Annotated in this window: 15 protein-coding genes; 6 read left to right on the plus strand and 9 right to left on the minus strand. The window is 64.7% G+C overall.

From position 1 onward, the window contains the following. Positions 1 to 68: 68 nt before the first annotated feature. The 3 genes from ACQPXH_RS12460 to ACQPXH_RS12470 all read right to left on the minus strand — a co-directional run bounded on the left by ACQPXH_RS12460 (position 69) and on the right by ACQPXH_RS12470 (position 3074). Positions 69 to 1604, minus strand: a complete 1536-nt coding sequence (locus tag ACQPXH_RS12460; protein ID WP_433602487.1) for an AMP-binding protein — start codon at positions 1602 to 1604, stop codon at positions 69 to 71. Positions 1605 to 1676: 72 nt separating this feature from the next. After that, positions 1677 to 2333, minus strand: coding sequence for a TetR/AcrR family transcriptional regulator (locus ACQPXH_RS12465; RefSeq protein WP_433602488.1), 657 nt, complete (start codon positions 2331 to 2333; stop codon positions 1677 to 1679). 99 nt (positions 2334 to 2432) lie between these two features. Continuing rightward, positions 2433 to 3074, minus strand: a complete 642-nt coding sequence (locus ACQPXH_RS12470) for a TetR/AcrR family transcriptional regulator (RefSeq protein ID WP_433602489.1) — start codon at positions 3072 to 3074, stop codon at positions 2433 to 2435. A gap of 215 nt (positions 3075 to 3289) precedes the next feature. Here ACQPXH_RS12470 and ACQPXH_RS12475 point away from each other — a divergent pair, with 215 nt between their 5' ends. Both ACQPXH_RS12475 and ACQPXH_RS12480 read left to right on the plus strand, forming a co-directional pair. Continuing rightward, complete coding sequence (locus ACQPXH_RS12475) at positions 3290 to 4756, plus strand: aldehyde dehydrogenase family protein (protein WP_433602490.1); 1467 nt, start codon at positions 3290 to 3292, stop codon at positions 4754 to 4756. Positions 4757 to 4783: 27 nt separating this feature from the next. Then, complete coding sequence (locus tag ACQPXH_RS12480; RefSeq protein WP_433602491.1) at positions 4784 to 5674, plus strand: SDR family NAD(P)-dependent oxidoreductase; 891 nt, start codon at positions 4784 to 4786, stop codon at positions 5672 to 5674. 233 nt (positions 5675 to 5907) lie between these two features. Here the strand turns inward: ACQPXH_RS12480 and ACQPXH_RS12485 are convergent, their stop codons facing one another. Together ACQPXH_RS12485 and ACQPXH_RS12490 are read right to left on the minus strand one after the other, a co-directional pair. After that, positions 5908 to 6492: a TetR/AcrR family transcriptional regulator C-terminal domain-containing protein gene (locus ACQPXH_RS12485; RefSeq protein WP_433602492.1), complete on the minus strand. Its 585-nt coding sequence runs from the start codon at positions 6490 to 6492 to the stop codon at positions 5908 to 5910. Positions 6493 to 6647: 155 nt separating this feature from the next. Further along, a complete protein-coding gene (locus tag ACQPXH_RS12490; RefSeq protein WP_433602493.1) occupies positions 6648 to 6911 on the minus strand; it encodes a hypothetical protein in 264 nt (87 codons plus the stop codon). 79 nt (positions 6912 to 6990) lie between these two features. On the opposite strand from ACQPXH_RS12490, the gene ACQPXH_RS12495 reads away from it, so the two are divergent. Further along, on the plus strand, positions 6991 to 8088 hold the full coding sequence (locus tag ACQPXH_RS12495) for an amidohydrolase family protein (protein ID WP_433602494.1): 1098 nt from the start codon (positions 6991 to 6993) through the stop codon (positions 8086 to 8088). A gap of 109 nt (positions 8089 to 8197) precedes the next feature. Then, positions 8198 to 8764: a PaaI family thioesterase gene (locus tag ACQPXH_RS12500; protein ID WP_433602495.1), complete on the plus strand. Its 567-nt coding sequence runs from the start codon at positions 8198 to 8200 to the stop codon at positions 8762 to 8764. A 283-nt stretch (positions 8765 to 9047) separates the two neighbouring features. Here ACQPXH_RS12500 and ACQPXH_RS12505 read toward each other — a convergent pair whose 3' ends face one another. The 3 genes from ACQPXH_RS12505 to ACQPXH_RS12515 all read right to left on the minus strand — a co-directional run bounded on the left by ACQPXH_RS12505 (position 9048) and on the right by ACQPXH_RS12515 (position 12261). Further along, complete coding sequence (locus ACQPXH_RS12505) at positions 9048 to 10061, minus strand: DUF7065 domain-containing protein (protein WP_433602497.1); 1014 nt, start codon at positions 10059 to 10061, stop codon at positions 9048 to 9050. Positions 10062 to 10126: 65 nt separating this feature from the next. Continuing rightward, positions 10127 to 11194 (minus strand): phosphotransferase family protein, encoded by a 1068-nt coding sequence (locus tag ACQPXH_RS12510; RefSeq protein WP_433602498.1) that lies wholly within the window; start codon positions 11192 to 11194, stop codon positions 10127 to 10129. A 287-nt stretch (positions 11195 to 11481) separates the two neighbouring features. After that, a complete protein-coding gene (locus tag ACQPXH_RS12515) occupies positions 11482 to 12261 on the minus strand; it encodes an SDR family NAD(P)-dependent oxidoreductase (protein WP_433602499.1) in 780 nt (259 codons plus the stop codon). A gap of 221 nt (positions 12262 to 12482) precedes the next feature. Here ACQPXH_RS12515 and ACQPXH_RS12520 point away from each other — a divergent pair, with 221 nt between their 5' ends. Both ACQPXH_RS12520 and ACQPXH_RS12525 read left to right on the plus strand, forming a co-directional pair. Continuing rightward, on the plus strand, positions 12483 to 13244 hold the full coding sequence (locus ACQPXH_RS12520; RefSeq protein WP_433602500.1) for an SDR family NAD(P)-dependent oxidoreductase: 762 nt from the start codon (positions 12483 to 12485) through the stop codon (positions 13242 to 13244). 13 nt (positions 13245 to 13257) lie between these two features. Continuing rightward, on the plus strand, positions 13258 to 13794 hold the full coding sequence (locus ACQPXH_RS12525) for a nuclear transport factor 2 family protein (RefSeq protein ID WP_433602501.1): 537 nt from the start codon (positions 13258 to 13260) through the stop codon (positions 13792 to 13794). A gap of 131 nt (positions 13795 to 13925) precedes the next feature. On the opposite strand, the gene ACQPXH_RS12530 is transcribed toward ACQPXH_RS12525, so the two are convergent. Beyond that, the gene (locus ACQPXH_RS12530) at positions 13926 to 14552 is read right to left on the minus strand and encodes a LysE family translocator (protein WP_433602502.1); all 627 of its coding nucleotides are present in this window, start codon (positions 14550 to 14552) and stop codon (positions 13926 to 13928) included. Positions 14553 to 14610 lie beyond the last annotated feature (58 nt).

Raw genomic sequence — 14610 nt, forward strand, 5'->3', positions numbered from 1 at the left:
AGCAGGACCTCTCCTTCGATCGGTGAATGAAAACGGCGCCGACCCGATCGGGTCGGCGCCGGAGAGGGTCAGGCGCGGACGTTGTCCCCGCCGGGATAGCCTCCGCCACCGAACATTTCGTCGAGCGCCTGGTAATCCTTGGCACCGTCGCGCCGCGGTATCGCGCTGACGAATTCGACGGTGCGCGGCTTCTTGTAGGAGGCGATGCGCTCGCGGCAGTGCTGGATCAGGATCTCCGCGGTGGCCTCGGCGCCCTCGGCGAGCACGACCACGGCCTTCACCGACTGGGTGAACTGCGGATCCGGCACGCCGATCAGCGCGGCCTCCCGGACCGCGGGGTGTTGCTCGAGGCAGTTCTCCACCTCGGCCGGATAGATGTTCTCCGCGGCGGACTTGATCATCCGCGTCATCGTCCCGATGAAATGGATGCTGCCATCCTCCTCGCGACGGCCCAGGTCGGTGGTGTGCCACCAGCCATTGCGCATGCGCTGCGCGTTGATCTCGGGCCGGTTCCAATATCCGGCGTGGACCACGTCGCCGGCGACCACGATCTCACCCGCCTTGCCGATCGGTTGCTCGTTACCGTCGGCGTCCACGATCCGCACGCGGGCGTATGGCGCTGGGCGGCCAGCGTTGCCCTGGCCATGCCCACCGTGACCGTTAACGATCGCCAGGCCGCTGACCTCGGTCTGACCGAAGCCGCCCGGTGTAGCGCCCCACGGCGCGGTATCCGGGGCGAGCAGACCGTTCCACAGCGGGGTGTAAGGGCCACCGCGGAGCTGGGAGATGCTGTGCCTGTTCGGGTCGTGCAGCTCAGTCATCTGCATGATGGTGGGCGGCATGAGGAATGCCGATGTGACACCCTCGCGGGTGATCACCTCGAGCAGCGCCTCGGCTTCCACGCGACGCACGAAGACATTCGTGCCGCCCTGCAGGTAGACCGGAAGCGCGTCCCACTGGAAATTGCCGATGTGGAACAGCGGGCCGGAATTGAGGAAGACCGAATCCTTGGTGGAGCGGGTCAGGTACGACCCCTCGATTCCCATTGCCAGCAGATTCCGCTGCGTCAGTAGTGATCCGTTGGGCCTGCCGCCGATCGCGGCGGTGTAGATCACCAGAACGGGGAGGTCGACGTCGACCGGGCCCCAAGGGTCATCGGTGCCGTGCGCGGCGATGATGCTCTCGTAGCTGTCTTCGCCGGTGGCGTCGTGCTGCCACCATATGGAGGTGCGCGTGGTCAGTTTCCGGGCCGCACGGACGGCGTCGCCGATCTCCTCGTCCTGCCACACCACGACCTTCGGGTCGAAATCGTCGATGACGAACGCGAATTCCTCGCCGGACTGCCGCCAGTTCGCCGGGCACACCATCGCACCCAGTTTGGCGCACGCTCCGAGGAGTTCGAAGACCCGGAACGAGGTCTGCCCAAGCCAGAGAACCCGATCGCGCTCGCCCACCCCAGCGGCTTGCAACGCATGGGCGGTTCGGTTGATCCGGTCGTCGAATTCGGGCCAGGTCAGTCGGTACCGATCGTCCACGACAGCCGTGCTGCCGGGATAGCTCCGCCGGTGTTCTCTAGAGATGTCACCCAACGTGGTGGGGGGCACGGCTTCTCCTCATCTGAGATCGTCAGGGTGGCTCGAAAAAGGGTATCCTGCAATGGCTTTCGATGAACCGGTCTATCGGTGGCCGAGTGCGCGCAGCACGAAGGCGTGGACATCGGTGAGGAGGGCGTCTTTGTCGGGAGGAAGTCTCTCGTTGACACCACTGGTCAGCAGGCCGCGCACAAGGTATCCGACGAGCTGCGCATCGGTTTCGGAGGCGCCCGGCCGCAGTTCACCGTTGCGCACTCCGCGTTCGATGATCGCGGACAGCTGGCTGTTGAAGATGTCGTACAGCACGGTGACCTGTTCGGGGAGCACGTCCAACACGTCCTGGTCAAGGAAGAGTCGCGTGCGTTGTGCGCGAGCCTGGTCGTACAGGGTGTCGATGTTGTAGTACAGCCATGTGTGCAGTTGTTCGGATACCGGTGCTGTCGGGTCTACCCGGTCCTGGAGTTGTCGGTCGACGTGTCGTACCTCGTCCTCGAGCAGAGCGAACAGCAGGTGGGCTTTACTGGGGAACCGGCGATAGAAGTGGCCCGCCGAGGTGCTGGATGCCGCCAGAACCTGCCGAACCTTGAGCGACCGGTACCGTGACCGCTCGAGCACACGCCATGCTGCGGTGAGGATCCTCCGCGACTCGGAGTCCCGCACCGAAGGCCGGTATTCGGCCCTGTCGAACTCGTGCACTTCGCAAGTGGTGACGGACGGCTGCAACTCTGCACCTCTGCTCATCAATTGGACATATAATTCTACTGTATTCCTGAAGTGTGAGCCAGTGGGCGCGGAACGGTTTTTCGTGGAGGCGACTTGGCGGCCTACCGCCGTCTTGCTTCATTCGACCGGCTGTGCTCTCTGTCGCCCGGTGGTGTAGCCGGACCCGGAGAGGATGTATTGCGCCAGTGCCACAGGGATTTCGGCCTCCTCGGCATCCGACGGGAAAAGTGCGTCGCCTGCGAGTGCGACGCCTAGGATGAGCGCCACTGTGAGCCGGACCGACGTCCGGATGTCGTTCGACGCCTGCCTCCCGTTCGCCGCCATGTTATAGCGGTGGACGCCATCGATCAGGGCGTGAAGGCAGGGTGCGAGCGGCGAGTCTTCGGCTGTGATCGCATGTCCGCTGACGCCCGCGGCGAGCGAGACCAGGATGTGGCGATTGCTGGAGCACAGTTCGAACAAACCTCCGGCGAACCGGACGGTGACATCCCAGGGAGTTTGTGGGTCGTCACCCAGGGTGTCGGCGAAGTTGTTCATGAACTCGACCAGAGGTGCCGCGGCGGTCGAGCGGAACAATTCCGGTTTCGAGGCGAAGTGGCGGAACACCGTCGACTCGGTCACTCTCGCGCGGCGTGCCACCGACCGGATGGTCGTTCGCTCGAAGCCGTTCTCGGCGAACTCCGCGGAAGCGGCGTCGGCGATGAGCCGCTTGACCTCTGCGGATGATCGCCGCTTGCGTCCGACGCTGACTGTCCCCATTGCTCAATGGTTGCACAACTATGGATGGGGAGTCGAACTCCCTTGACAAGTAGGCGACGTTTACAGTTAGATGATTCATGAGATTCGCGTCACACTTGCCGGTGTCCGACGATCCCTGGCTAAATGGCCTCCACGCTGCCTCGCGCCTTGCGGGCGCACCGAATCCGTTTACGCGACTGCTCGATTCATCAAAAACAATGTGAGGAGATCGGAAGATGCCCACGCTCGAAGGTCGGCTTTTCATCGACGGAGAATTCCGCGAAGCGCGATCCGGACGTCGGTACGACGTGATCAACCCGGCGGACGAGTCAGTGGTCGCCCAAGCGGCGGACGCCGGTGTCGAGGACGTCGACGATGCGATCACCGCGGCTCGGCGCTTCGCGGACAGCTCCGACTGGGGGAGCGATCACGAGTTCCGGCGCAAATGCCTGGTCCAGCTGCAAGATGGCTTGCGAGCACGGTCGGATGAGATCAAGGCGCTGCTCACCGCCGAGGGCGGCATCGTCGTGTCGAACATGGCAACTCAGGTCGACGTGATGGTCGAGGGGATGGACTTCTTCAACGATCTGATCACGTCGTTCCAGTGGGAAGAGGACCTCCCGGCCTTCGAGATCCTCGGCAACCGCAGCCTGCGCAGGATCTGCTATGAGCCCTACGGCGTTGTCGGCGCGATCACGCCGTGGAACGCACCCTTCATGACCGCGATCTGGAAGGTGCACCACGCATTGGCCACCGGCAACGCCGTGATCTTGAAGAGCGCGCCGGACACGCCGTTGACCGCGGCGCTGCTCGCCCAGATCGTGAGTGAGTCCACGGATATCCCGAAGGGCGCCTATCACGCGATCAGTTCCGCGGACAAGGCGATCGTCGGCGATGCCATGACCGCGGACCAGCGGATCGACCTGTACCACTTCACCGGGTCGCCCGGCGTGGGCCAGCGGATCGCCGAGCGCGCCGCGAACGGCATCCGGCACAGTGTGCTCGAACTCGGCGGCAAATCGGCGAATGTGGTTCTGCCGGATGCGAATCTGGACATGGCCTGTGGCCTGGGCATGATGATGTGTATGTCCAATAGCGGCCAGGGATGTGCGCTGGCCACGCGAATGGTGGTGCACGCGGATATCTACGACGATGTCCTTGCCCGGTTGCAGCCGATGATCGCCAACCTTGCCTGGGGCGACCCCACCGATCCGGCGAACACGGTCGGTCCGATCATCCGTGCGGAGCAGGTCGAGCGGATCGAGGGTTTGGTCGATCGGGCCGTCGCAGACGGTGCGCGGCTGCTGGCCGGTGGTAAGCGGGGTGACCGCTTCGAGCGTGGTTTCTGGTACGAGCCCACCCTGCTGGTCGACGTGGACGAGAACTCGGAGATCGCCCAGACCGAGGTATTCGGTCCGGTGCTGTCGGTAATTCGTTACGAAGGTGACGACAACGAGGCCGTGCGGATCGCCAACAACTCGCGGTACGGACTGTCGGCCTACGTGCAATCCTCCGACGAGGAGCGCGCCTGGAAGGTCGCGCATAAGCTCGAGGCCGGAACGGTCAACATCAACAACTCCTTCTACCTTTCGCCCGACGCGCCTTTCGGTGGCTACGGCATCAGCGGTGATGGCGTCGAGCATGGTGTTGCAGGGTTCCGGGAGTACCTGCGCATCAAGTCCGTCGCGAGCCCTGCGCACTGATCCCGCACGATTCAAGGAGTTAACCGAATGCGTATGCGGGACAAAGTAGTTGCGATCACCGGATCGGGTTCCGGTCTCGGCCGGGAGGGTGCGCTGATATTCGCGGCCGAAGGCGCTCGAGTGGTCGTCAGTGATGTGGTGCCGGGTCGGGCGGAGAAGGTCGCCGGCGAGATCCAGGCGCAAGGCGGGACCGCAACCGCGGTGGCCGCCGACGTCCGCGTCGAAGCTGATATGAATCAACTGGTCGAGGCCGCGGTGGCGGCGTACGGCCGGATCGATGTCATGTGGGCGAATGCCGGTATCCCCGAGCCGGGCTTCGGCATGCAGCCGCTGGCGGATTCGTCGCTGGAGGACTGGAACAACATCTTCGCGGTGAATACCACCGGCATCTACCTGGCCTGGAAAGCCGCCGCCCAGTGGATGATCGCCAACAAGTCCGGCGGGGCTCTGCTGGCCACCTCCTCGGCCGCCTCGTTCACCGCTTACCCAGGCTTTCCGATGTACACCGCCTCGAAGGCAGCGGTGAACGGTCTGGTACGCGCGGCCGCGCTCGAGTTCGGCAAGTTCGGGATCCGCGCGAACGCGCTGTGCCCGACGCACGGTATGTCGGTGAACTTCGCCCTTCCGTCGAATGCCGAAGTGCTGGGCAAATCCTATGAGGAGATGTCGCCGTGGGATCCGGACAACCGGGCCATGCCACTGCGCCTGGATCGTCCGCCGGTGTTGCGGGACAACGCCAATCTTGCGTTGTTCCTGGCCTCGGACGAGTCGGGTTACATGTCCGGGCAGACCATTTCGTCCGCGGACGGCGGACAGTTCGCCCGCACCTCCATCATCTTTCCGACCGACCTCGGACAGAGCGACGACATCACCTCGGGCTCGATTCCCGATGATGTTCGCCAACAGATCGACCGCTGATTCCCGGACTGCCCACCTGATCGATCCGGATCCGGCCGGCGTCGACCGTGTAATTCGGCGACGCCGGCCCTGCCGCGAAGGCCCGATCGTCGTTGCTGTAGCTCACCCAGACGTGGTTGGTGGGATCGATCTGGCTGGCAAGCGCGCGGGTTCATGTTCTGGGACGAGGCATGGGGATACTCGAGGGTGGGCGCCGGATCGACTCGGCCTGCCGCCCCGGGTGACGATCCGTGTCAAATGCCTTCGGTGTTCGTCTCGCGGTAGTTCGCCGTCACCCGGGCTCGCAGACCGTCGATGAGCAGGTCGATGCCGAAGTTGTAATAGTCGGCGCCGCGCAACTCGTCGAGGTGGGGGAGCACGTGGGCGAGGGTGGGTGGTAAGTCGGTGTCGTCACGTCGTACATCGGCAAGAGCGACCTGATATCGACCGAACAGGTATGTGTGGATCGTCGAGTACGCCAGCAGCACCTGCTTCTCGCGTAGTCCGGCATCGACCATGATCTGCATGAGGGCATCGACCAAGCGTCGGTCGGTGTGCAGCATTCGCTGCAGCAGTAACCCGGCGATTCCGGGATGCTGCCGCAGTTGCTCATCGATGGAATCGATGAGCTGGCGAAGCTGGGCATCCCAGGCACCAGCACCGGTGGCCGGGATGTCCACATCGGCGAGAGTGCGGCGCGCAACAAGATCGAGCAGTTCCTGTTTGTCCGTGACGTAGGAGTAGGCAGCCATCTGCGAACGACCGAGCTGCTGGGACAGCCGCCGCATCGACAGCGCGTCGAGGCCGTGGGCGCGAATGATCTGCAGCGCGGCGTCCACGATCTGATCCTCGGTCAGCGACGGAGGCCGGCCCCTTGGCCGCCGCGACGCCGTGGGCGCCCGATCGACGGCCGCCACACGGTCGCTCGATTCCACCAGCACAGTGTAGTCGGCCGCGCGGACCGATCGGATTGCCGGCGGCGGGCCGGTATCGGTCATGGCGATAAGATTCCGAGTCGCTCCGACAGCCGCTCGTGAGCGAGCGCCGGATCGCTGAGCAACAGATCGCTGTGGCGAGCGCGCATCGCGATGGCCTGCATTGTCGTCGCGCCGATGCCCTTCGCCACAGATGTGCGGCGCAATGTGGTCTGCCGCATCGCGTTCGAGCAGCCGACGTGCGCAATCGCCGCCGCGGCGGACGCGGCATCGAGGTCGTTCGCACCATGGAGCTCGACCTCGCGCTGTACAAGATGCCCCATTTTCGTTACGGTGTAAAGCATATGCGGAACGGGCCGCCGGACGGTTCGTCCCGGAAGTCACTCGAACGAGGAGAGGCACATGACACAGGCGATGCCCGCCGTTCAGGAACAAGCTGGCGAAGACAAGATCTGGGCGCACTCCGGCGATTCTCATCTGATGGAGCCGGAGGACCTGTGGACCTCGCGCTTGCCCAAGCGGCTCGCGGACCGGGCGCCCCGCTCGGAGCGCGGTGAGAAGTACGAGATCCTCTACATCGACGGTATGCAGATCGACCGCCAGCTCAACGACTTCATGGACGCCATGCGCCCGCCGGGGTTCAAGGATCTTCAGATCCGGCTGCGCGACCTGGACCAGGAAGGCGTGCGTAACCAGCTCGCCTTCCCGTCGATGGGCTTCTGGATCTGCAACATCCGTGATGCCGAGCTGGAGAATGCCGTCGCTCGAGCATGGAACGACTGGGCCATGGAGGAGGTGATGTCCGAGCAGGACCGGATCTTCGCACCCGCCATTGTTCCGCTCATGGATATCGACAATGCCGTGGCCGAGGCGGAGCGTGCAGCGGAGATGGGTTTCCAGGCGCTGTATTTCCCGTGTGGCATCGAGGACGACCGGGTCTGGGGCCTGGATCTGTGGGAGCCGCTGTGGACCGCCGCCGAGCGACTCGGCCTTCCGCTCGCCTACCACATCGGAACAGGTGCGCAGAATGTGGTCTACCGCGGCCCCGGTGGTGCGGTGGTGAACTATATGGAAACCACCTACCCGGGCATGCGGGTGGTCACGCACCTCGTGGCCGGTGGTGCGCTGGACCGGCACCCGGACCTCAAGGTCCTCATCGCCGAGGGTGGCGCCGGATGGGTGCCCGCGATCGGCGACCGGATGGACGAGGCCTACCGTCAGCACGGCATGTTCGTGCGCCCGCGGCTGTCTCGACTGCCCAGTGAGATCATCCGCCAGCAGGTGTACGCATCGTTCCAGCACGACGTCAGCGCGGTGCAGGTCATCGAGGACACCAACTACAACAACGTGATGTGGGGTGATGACTACCCGCACCTGGAAGGCACCTACGGGCACACCCAGCAGACGCTGCACTCGATCTTCGACAGTGTCGAGGACAAGATCCGCGATCGTGTGCTGCGCGGAACCTTCGAGGAGCTCTTCCCGGCCGCAGCCGCCTGACGGAGGGCGGCACGAGCGCTGCGCGCCTCGTATCCGGATCGCATCTCGTTTGTGCTCGATGGCCGCAGGTGGCGGCCGTCGAGCGTATCGCCGTCGAAGGGAGGACCTCGTGACCGAGGTCGAAACATCTAGGGGCACAGCAGGTGTCGATGCCACCGAGACCGCCGGTAGGTTTGATCAGGACGATCCGTCTTCGCCGTTCTATTCGCCGGAATCTCCCGGCGGCATGCATTTGTGTCATGGCTGCCGTCGGCTGAATCGGTGCCGCTTCGGCGTCGAGAGCGAGAGGCTCGACGAATCCGGCGTCGTGATCAGCCAGGTGGTGTGTTCTTCTGACCACGAGGGGGGACCACAGGTGGCTCACGGCGGCTGGACCGCCGGTGTCATGGACGAACTGGTGGGACACACGCTGGTGCTGAACCGCGAGTTCGGCGTCACGGGGACGCTCACGGTCAAATTCGTCCGGCCGGTCCCGGTGGGATGGCCGCTGCTCGGCCGAGCATGGATCGAAGGTAGGCAGAACCGCAAAATGTTCGTGCGGGCCACGTTGGAGTTGGAAAGCTCCGGCGCGATCCTGGCCGAAGCCGACGCGATCATGATCAAACGGCCCGAGACCCACTTCGAACAGCACTATCAGTGGCTGGAAACGCAAGCGAGCCAACAGGATCCGCGGTGACGTCGAGGCCGGCAGAGCCAGCACGATGACTGCCACCCGATCGACGACGCCGGAGTTGCCTTCAGCAGCAATGCGCCGCCGCTACCCGACAGAGGCGTGTGCATTGCGAAGGGGGTCGGCAAGGTCTGCCGAAGGTCTATTCGATGCAAAAGGAGTACGCCGAGTCCGCCCGCATCGGCGACTCGACGTTTGCGTCGTCGACGATGGTTACCTCGGCCGGCGGTCGCGGGCGAATCGGTCGCGGCGGACGGGGAATGAGCCCCTCGACCGCCGCGACCGGACGCTAGTCCTCGATCCCTGCGGGCACACCGTTCGAGTTCACGCGGTCGTGGATCTCACACATCCCCGCCCCCAGCCGGCCGTCGCCGAACGTCCAGCGGGTGGGTGACTTGACGATGCGCAGGATGGTGGGGTCACCGTTCTCGTCCTTGGCGCGGTGCCGCAATGGCTCCCACGCCTCCGGGGTACCGGTCACCGTCCATTCTCGGTCGCCCGAGCGGATGGCGAGGTCGCAACGCAAGAGCTCGTAGGGGGCCGTGTCCGAGTAGGTGTTCTTCATGTCGAAGTCGTCAACGACAAAGAACTGCCCCTTCTCCCATACGTGGCCGCTGCGGGTTTTCTTGGTCGGACCGACGCCGCGAACGAGCATGAAACCCAGCTCGTCGTCGTCCGTCGTACCGATCAGCCAGCGCAGGTAGATCTTGGCAAGCCAGTTGCGTGGGCCCCACGAGTGGTCCTTGCCGCCGCGCCCGTCGACCTCGAACGTCTGGTCGCCCACGGTCACGGTTCCCTTGACCCAGCACAGGTGCTGGTAGTGCCAATCGGCCTGGCCAGGAAGGAAGATCTTGTCGATGTGGTCCTGGTCGCTGCCCATGACAGCCTCGAGGCCCTCGGTGCGCACGCGGAGGCTGATTTCCGCGTGCTCGCGAGGCGATGTCATGAATGCCTTCTTCGGGTCGGTGAGTACCCACGCGTCCTCGAGAATCAGCACGGGACCGGAATACGACACCGTGCACGATCGATACGGGTCCCCGATGGTCCACTCCTGGCCACCTGCGACGAGTCGGTTGCCGTCGATTGGCGCGCGTTCGAAGAAGAACGCGTGGCGCCCGTCGGGGAGATTGATGCTCACGGACATCTCCGCGTGCCCTTCATTGGGCCGCATGCCGATCCGGAACCAGCCACCGGTACCGGTCGCAGGGTCGTGGAAATCGATGTAACGGCTCTCGTTCCAGTTCTGCTGAGTTCCGACCTGATGGAGATAGTCATCGACAGGAGTGAGTTTTCGATCCGACATTGCGCCTCCACGCTGTTGGGTTAGGTTTGGGGCTGTGGCGACATACTCGTCGCGAGAGTCTTCGGTCAGGCGCCGTACGCCCGGAGATGGTGGTCGGCAAGTTCCGCGAGCCATTCCACGCGCCGCGCCACGTGGACCATATCGACGCTCTTGGCCATGGCGCCGGTCTCGTAGCGGTTCTTGATGCCTTCGGCGATCACTGCCATCCGCCACCAAGAGAACGCGCGATAGTAGTCGAGATCATCGATGTCGAAGCCGGTGAGTTGCGCGTACCGTTCGATCATCTGCCCGCGGTCGGGAAATCCGCCGGCGCACGTGGGTGGGGTTTCCATCCACACCCGGGCGGCCGCTCCGTCAGGCTCTTCCCAGTTGTTGAGGAAGAAAGCCAGATCTGCCAACGGGTCTCCGACCGCAGCCAGTTCCCAATCCAGCACGGCGGAGACTTCGCCAGACGGCTGCACCATCGTGTTGGCAAGGCGATAGTCGGAGTGAACGAGCGCTCGGTAACGCTCCTGAGGCCGAGTCGCCGCCAGCCGAGTGTGTAGCTCGTCGATCAACGGGAGCTCGCGGGTGCGGTCAGACGACCAGATCGCGGCGAACCGGCGGAGCTGCCGATCGACGAAGGCACCGGTGCGGACAAGGTCTCCCAGCCCGGCAGCCTGCGGATCGAGGGTGTGCAGCGCGGCGAGCCGCTCGACGAGGTCGTTGGCGGCACGGCGGCGTTGTGCGGTTTCCGGCAGGTGTCTCTCAACGTCAGCGGGGTTCTCCACGACGACACCATCCACGAACGCGGTGACCACGAACACCGCACCGATGACATCAGGGTCGTCGCACGTGGCGAGGATCCCTGGAGCCGGGATGCCCTCCGCACTGACCGCCGCCATTGTCCGTGCCTCGCGCAGCACATCGTGCGAGCCGCGCGGCAACGACCCCAGCGGGGGCCGGCGCAGCACCACGCGGCGCTGGACAGCGTCTGTCACGAGGACCGTAATGTTGGAGTGACCACCACCGAGCGGCGTGAACCGCAAGGGTGCCTGCAGCTCGGGGATCGACCGAGACAGCCACTTCGTCGCGGCAACCGCCGGCACCGCCTGCTCGAGGACGTTGAGACGTTCGTCGGCAGGATCAGGCACGCGCTACCATCCTTGCCCGTTTTACCGGGTCGACTGTCTTGTTGCCTACATGCATCTCAGCTCCCTCTCCCTCGCGTTGTCGGTGGTTGCGGCCCCGGGCGAGCCACAGCTCGGCACAGACAGGTTGCGGCTCTGCACCGCATTATCAGTTCATTCAGTTTAATATGTCAACCATATGTCTTGCGCCGCCCGGTGCCGCGAGGGAGCACGACGTGGGCGATGTCACCGTTATGTGTCGACGCTCCGTCCCGCCGCTGAGGGGTGCGCCGGAGCCAAGTGGGACCCCGTCACTCGATCACAGGTTCGGCCCGCTTGGCGGTGAGGCCGCCGTCGACGACCAGCGTGGTGCCGGTGACACACGCCGACTCGTCGGAGGCCAGCCAGGCGACGGCGGCGGCGATATCTTCGGGTACGCAGGCGCGGCCCAGTGGGATCTGCCGCTCGTAGGCCGCGAGCCGTTCGTCGCTGCCGATGTAGTGCTGGAAAGCCGGGGTCTTCACCGCGCCCGGGATCACCGCGTTGACGCGTACGCCGGTGCCGCCGTACTCGACGGCCGCGGAGCGAACAAGTTGCAGGATCGCGGCCTTGGCCGCCCCGTAGGGTCCGGTTCCGGGGACCGCGCCCAGTGCCGCGGCGGACGAAGTGCAGATGATCGAGCCGCCACCGGCAGCGGACATGACGCGCAGTGCCGCGCGCACGCAGTAGAACATGGAGTTGAGGTTGAGCTCGACTTCAGCGCGCCAGCCCTGGTTTGTGATCGACGTCAGTTCGCCGTGCGCCAAGCCGGTTCCGGCGTTGCTGTGGAAGACGTCGAGGCGCCCATGCTGGGCCATGGTCTGGTCGACGAGCGTGTCCACGAGTGTCGAGTCGGTGACGTCGCCTGCGCACGTCTCCGCCTTCCCGCCATCGCGCGTGATCAGCTCGGTGGTCTCCTGTGCCCGTTCGGTGTCGAGGTCGTTGACGACAACGAACGAGCCGTCCACTGCCAACCGCAACGCCGTCGCGCGCCCGATACCCGACCCGCCGCCGGTGACGACGGCCACCCTGCCGGTCAACTGCGCTGTCATGCTTTTTCCCTTCGACAATGAGACATGTCATTGCATTGATGCTGCAAGTCCCCAGGACGCCGGACGTTCAGGTCCGCACGTACTCAGCAAAATACAAGAATCAACTAATTAATATTGCTAAACTGCCGCATTATGCAGACCACGCTGGAGAATCTCAGAGTCGAGTTGTTCGCGGGCGGATGCGGTGTGCCGGCGCAGACAGTAAGCGGTGGAGACGGCCAGTGAGCGATGGACGGTTGGCAGGCAAGGTGGCCCTCGTCACCGGTGCGGGGCAGGGCGTCGGACGAGGGATAGCCCGGGCGATGGCTGCGCAGGGCGCGGCGATCGCGCTCGTCGGACGCACGTTCGCCAAAGTCGATGCGGTTGCCCGGGAGCTGGAGGCGCTCGGCGCGTCCGCGCTTCCGCTGGCCGGCGACGTGTCCGACCGGGACGATGTCGTGCGTGCCGTCGCAGCGACGGTGGATCACTTCGGCGCGCTCGACGTTCTGGTCAACAACGCCCAGTCCTCGGTTCAGCGCAAGCTCGAGGACACGACGGATGAGGACGTCGACCTCGCATGGCGGACCGGAGCCCTCGGCACCTTGTACGGGATGCAAGCCGCGCTGCCACACCTCAAGGTTCGCGGCGGCGTAATAATCAACTTCGGGTCGAGCACTGCGTTGCAGGGCGACACGACATTCGGGTCCTACGCGATGGCGAAAGAGGCCATCCGCGGACTGTCCCGGGTCGCGGCCAGGGAATGGGGGCCATATGGCATTCGGGTGAACGTGGTCGTCCCCACCGCGATGACCCCTGCCGCCGAGGCGTACCGCGACGCCTACCCGGACCGGTTCGACGCCAACCTGGCCGCGATCCCGCTGCTCCGCATGGGCGATCCCGAGGCGGACATCGGACGCGCAATCGCAGCGCTGGCGAGCGATGACCTGGGCTACCTGACCGGAGCGACCGTCATGCTCAACGGCGGACGTGTACTGCTCGGCTGAAGGAGGAACGACCATGGATCTCGAGCGCAGGCTCACCGCAGTGGAGGATCGGCTCGCGATCGGGCAGCTGCCGATCCGCTATGCGCTCGCCGTCGATGGCCGAGACCTCGACGCCTGGGTCGAGCTGTTCGCCCCAGATGTCGACTGTGGACGGCACGGGCGCGGCCGCGAGGCGCTGCGCAGCTACATCGAACCGCACCTACGCTGGTTCTACCGTTCGCTGCACCAGATCTGTGGTCACCGTATCGAGCTGGTCGACGAGGCGTCGGCGACCGGGAAGACCTACTGCCGGGCTGAACACGAGGTCGGGGACCGCTTCGTTGTCATGGGTATCTGCTACGACGACCGGTATACCAAAGTGGACGGCGAGTGGTTCTTCGCTCGGCGCAAGGAGCTGCACTGGTATGCGGCCGATGTGCTGGAGCGGCCACCGGCGGTGGGCTTCAACTCGTGGGAACGCGCGGCGCAACCCGCACTGCCACAAGCGTTCCCGACCTGGTCCACGTTCTGGGCTGGTGCCGATACGACGGCAGTCACGGACTGGCCGTGATGGGGAGACGGCTTGTGCGGCTACTTCGCCGACCTCGCTTCTCGGTTCATCCCCAGATGAGCAGATCGTAACGGTGATTGCCTTGTGCCGCTTGGCCGGATACGCCTGCCAAAACGCATACGCCGCCCGGATCAGTTCGTCTGTAGAGCGATCCGCATTCCCAACCCGATCATGACGGTGCCGACCGTCGCGTCGATCGCCCGCCGCACCACGTTGCGGGTCAACGCTCGGCGCAGTGTCCCAATACCCAGTGCAAGGGCTGTGTACCAGGCTCCGGTCACCGTAGCCGCTGTCACACCGATCTCAATGCTGTCCGTCACGCTTACCACGGCCGGAAGGAATTGGGGTAACAGTGCCACATAAAACACTGCGGCCTTCGGGTTGAGCAGGTTGTTCAGAAGCCCTTGTCGGAACGCCATATAGGTTGATATCCGCGGCGTATCCGACTCGAGGTCCACCGCATAGCCGCCTCGGCGCGCAGCCAGCAACGCTCGCAGCCCAAGGAAAACCAGATACGCTGCGCCGATGAGCTTCACCACGGTGAACGCCGTCGCTGAAGCAGCGAGCAACCCAGCGACCCCGAGCCCGGTCAGAACCGCCCATACGAAGATTCCCAGTGCGGCCCCCGCCCCTGTTGCAAGGCCTGCACGCCGTCCTGAGATGATCGAATTGCGCGCCATGATGACGAAATCCGGACCAGGTGCGATCGCGCCCAACAGTATCGCCCCGCTCGCACCCACCACCTGCGCTGTCGACATCACCGCACCACTGTAAGTTGCCCGTACACCTCTGTCGAACGCCCGTCCGTGGAGCGCA

The organism is Nocardia sp. CA-135953, from assembly GCF_050955735.1.
In the GTDB taxonomy this organism is placed as follows: domain Bacteria; phylum Actinomycetota; class Actinomycetes; order Mycobacteriales; family Mycobacteriaceae; genus Nocardia.